The organism is Pedobacter sp. 01T416_2 (assembly GCF_056398925.1).
Window position 1 is genome coordinate 1 of record NZ_JBFTQI010000576.1, and the last position, 3,888, is coordinate 3,888.

A 3,888-nucleotide genomic window follows, 5' to 3' on the forward strand; every position below is an offset into this window, starting at 1 on the left:
CGCCAGGAAAATTAAATGGAAAAGACTACGATAAAGTTTGGCATTTGGTAACTTATACTACTGAAGTTAAATAGTCGAAATTTTATAAAATTTAAAGCCAATTAGTCTTAAAAAAGGCTAATTGGTTCTTTTATTAATACAGCTTTGCGAATGGCACTAACAAAAACATCAACCAAATCAAAAAACAAGAAATCGCGTTTAAGGCGGATAAGCGACTGGCTGCACCTATGGCTGGGTATCACATCTGGTTTAATCGTACTGATGTTGGGCATTACCGGTTGTATTTATGTTTTTCAAAAAGAAATTACCGAACTCATTCGCCACAAGGAGATTTTTGTAGAAGTTCCATCAAATCCTAAAACCCTACCATTAAGCGTACTACAGGCCAATGCCGAAAAAGCACTGGGGAATAAAAAGAAAATCACCTTTGTTTCTGCATATAAAGCACCAGAAAGGGCATGGGAACTTGGCGTTTATAAACCTGGCGACGCTAAGGCATTCTGGTATTTCGATTCTATAGATTATTACGATGTTGTGCTGATTAACCCTTATACCGGAAAAGTAACTTTAGTTGCCGATTATAAATATGAGTTTTTTGGTATAATTAAAATGATCCATTGGAGTTTGTTGATCAATCATCCCATTGGCCAGCAGATTATTGGATGKTCTACCTTCATTTTTGTATTTCTCCTCATTTCTGGAATGGTGATGTGGTGGCCTAAAAACCTAAAAAAATCAAACTTCGATAAGAGCTTTAAAGTAAAGTGGAAAGCCAAGTTTAAACGCATTAATTACGACATGCACAATGTGCTGGGTTTTTATGTAATGCTGATATGCCTAATGCTGGGCTTAACCGGCCTGGTTTGGGCATTTCAATGGTTCCAAACCACGGTTTACGTAGTAGCCTCAGGAAGTACCACACCCCCAAAAATGGTAGAAGTTAAATCAGATTCGACCAAAACCATTACTTCAATTCCTTTTGATATTGCTTTTGAGCAAGCCAGAAAAATATTTAAAAATGAAGATCGTATTGCCATGTCGCCTGCCAATGGCGGTTCGGCAACCATCTACGCCACAGGATACCGGGGCAGAGAAACGTTTTGGAATTACGACGTACTTCAGTTCGATCAGTACTCGGGCAAGTTATTGCATAGAACAAACCAATCAGAAAAAAATGCGGGAGAAACGGTAATCGGTATGAATTACGATATCCACGTAGGGGCCATTTTAGGGTTAACCGGAAAAATAATAGCCTTTTTTGCCAGTTTAATTGCAGCAAGCTTACCCATAACCGGATTCATTATCTGGTGGGGGAAAGGAAAAAAGAAAAAAAATACCGCAGTGGCGGAAAGCTAAGCACACCCTAATTAATAATAAAAATGAAATTTTTAAACCTAATTTTAGTATTAACCGGTTTGATTACCCTTAATACTAATGCACAAACAAAAGTTGACTCTCCGGAAGAAAAACTAGAAAAGGATAGAAAAGCAATAAAATCATTGGCTGGTTTTTATGAAGTGAATTTCAACTACGGTGAAGTTACCGCTCCAGATCCAAACTACAAATTCAGTAAGCCTTACGAAAGCCATGGTAACGAATGGGCAGAGATTATTGTTGATGAACCTAAAAGAATTGTAATTCAACACATGTTGGCCATTAATGATACCACGGTTATTAAACACTGGCGCCAGGATTGGACGTATGAAGACACCAATATTATGCTTTATACCGAAGGTAATGCATGGAAAAAAGGCAATTTAACGCCAGCCAATGTAAAAGGAAAATGGACACAAAAAGTTTATCAGGTTGACGATAGTCCACGTTACCAGGGTTAYGGAACATGGAGCCATGTTGGTGGTCACGACTCTTGGTCGAGCGAAACAGATTCTCCACTACCAAGAAGAGAATCTACTGTGCGTAAAGATTACAACGTGTTAAACCGTGGCAGCAGAATTACCATTACTAAAAATGGTTGGATGTTTGAGCAGGACAATAAAAAAATAGTGCGTTCTGCTGATGGCGATAAACTTTTAGCTGTTGAAAAAGGTTATGAGGAGTTTACGAAAATAGACCCTAAAACTTTCGCATATGCGCAAAAATGGTGGGCCAGCCAACACACCTACTGGGCAGATGTTCGTGGTGTTTGGGCTGACATTATTGGTTCGCAAAACACATTCAAAGTACAAACTATGGCAAATGGCAAATTGCTTTACGAAACACTTTTTAACCTGGGCGATCAATCTATTAAAGAAAAATGGACAGCAAGCCAGAACAAAGAAAAAATTAAAACAGCTTTACAGCCTTATTTGGTAAAGTAAAACAATTGTTTTTATAGAGAATGGTTGATGGCTAATGGCAATGCCCGTTAACTGCCAACCATTTTTATTTGCCGTCATGCTGTCCCGGAGGCTCGGGGTCAGCATCCATTAAGACCGTAAAATAAATTCAGGGTGACGATCAATTTTGTCGTTAATTTTATTACTAAATTTCGAGATGAAAAAATTTGGCTTCATCATCTTCCTGTTTTTAGCAATCAACACTTTCGCGCAAGACTCTACCTATACCAGAAATGTAGTAAATACCCTTACTTCAAAACAATTTTGGGGCAGAGGTTATACCAAAGACGGGATGAAAAAATCTGCCGATTATATTGCTGATGCTTACCAAGGAATTGGACTACTTCCAATGGGCTCTGATTATAAACAGAATTTTAATTTCCCAGTAAATACATTTCCAGGAAAAATGATGGTGGCAATAAATGGTCAAAAGCTAATCCCTGGTAAAGATTTCATTGTAAACAATGAGAGCCCCAGCGTTAAGCAAAAAGCAAATTTAACCGAGGTTGATAGTCTTAATTATCAGGTTTCTCCATCGTTAAAGATTTTATTAAAAGACAAATTAACCTGGTCTGTAGCTACGGAAGTTGGTGATATGACAACCATCCAGCTTAACAAAAAGAACTTTACCGCAACACCAAAAGAAATTAATGTTGATATTGAAAACAAATTTATTCCGAACTTTGAGGCAGCTAACATTTGCGGTTTAGTTAAGGGTACTAAATTCCCTGATTCCATTTTAATCATTACAGCACATTATGATCATTTGGGTGGAATGGGTGCTGACACTTATTTCCCCGGCGCAAATGACAATGCCGCTGGCGTAGCTACTTTATTAAGTTTAGCCAAATATTATGCCGCCAATCCCCAGCCCTACTCCATTGGTTTTATCTGTTTCGCAGGCGAAGAAGCTGGATTATTGGGATCTAGATATTTTGTGGAAAACCCTTTAATTCCTTTAAGCAGGATTAAATTCCTAATCAACTTRGATTTGGTTGGAACCGGTGAAACCGGCATGACGGTAGTTAATGCATCCGTGTATCCTAAAGCATTTGCGCTRCTAAACGCAATCAATAACCAAAATCATTACATCTCGAAAATAAACTCCAGAGGTAAAGCAGCCAACAGCGATCACTATTTCTTTACCGAAAAAGGTGTTCCAGCATTCTTTATCTATACCCAGGGTGGTCCCTCCGCTTATCACGATGTGTTCGATAAACCTGAAACATTACCGCTTACCGAGTATAAAGATCTGTTTAAACTGATCGTTGGATTTAACCAGAAACTGATGGAATAACTTTATTTTATGACGAAACCCTTAAATCAAGATACAAACCGTTAATTCTCGATTTCTCCGATTGGGATAATATTATCCGCCATTGGGATATGCGCTTTCTCAGCCCCATTGCATTAGCTTGGGGCTTCTTCTTTTTAACGCTATGTAATTTTTTCGTTTGGTATTTGCAAAAACACCTTTAGTCAGCTATTTTTACCTAAAAGATTAGTTGTTTTAATTTGATGCAACGTTTCGTCAGCCTGTACGCCTTATAAC

The 3,888-nt window shown here is 38.1% G+C and carries 3 protein-coding genes; all 3 read left to right on the plus strand.

The window, feature by feature from the left end; all coding sequences use genetic code 11:
- The first annotated feature begins 150 nt into the window (after positions 1-150).
- The 3 genes from AC1DPQ_RS20565 (at position 151) to AC1DPQ_RS20575 (ending at position 3,633) form a co-directional block, all read left to right on the plus strand.
- The gene (locus AC1DPQ_RS20565) at positions 151-1,356 is read left to right on the plus strand and encodes a PepSY-associated TM helix domain-containing protein (RefSeq protein WP_477610718.1); all 1,206 of its coding nucleotides are present in this window, start codon (positions 151-153) and stop codon (positions 1,354-1,356) included.
- Positions 1,357-1,379: 23 nt separating this feature from the next.
- Positions 1,380-2,318, plus strand: a complete 939-nt coding sequence (locus AC1DPQ_RS20570; RefSeq protein WP_477610719.1) for a DUF6607 family protein — start codon at positions 1,380-1,382, stop codon at positions 2,316-2,318.
- Between the two features lie 175 nt (positions 2,319-2,493).
- Positions 2,494-3,633, plus strand: coding sequence for a M28 family metallopeptidase (locus AC1DPQ_RS20575; RefSeq protein ID WP_477581495.1), 1,140 nt, complete (start codon positions 2,494-2,496; stop codon positions 3,631-3,633).
- Positions 3,634-3,888 lie beyond the last annotated feature (255 nt).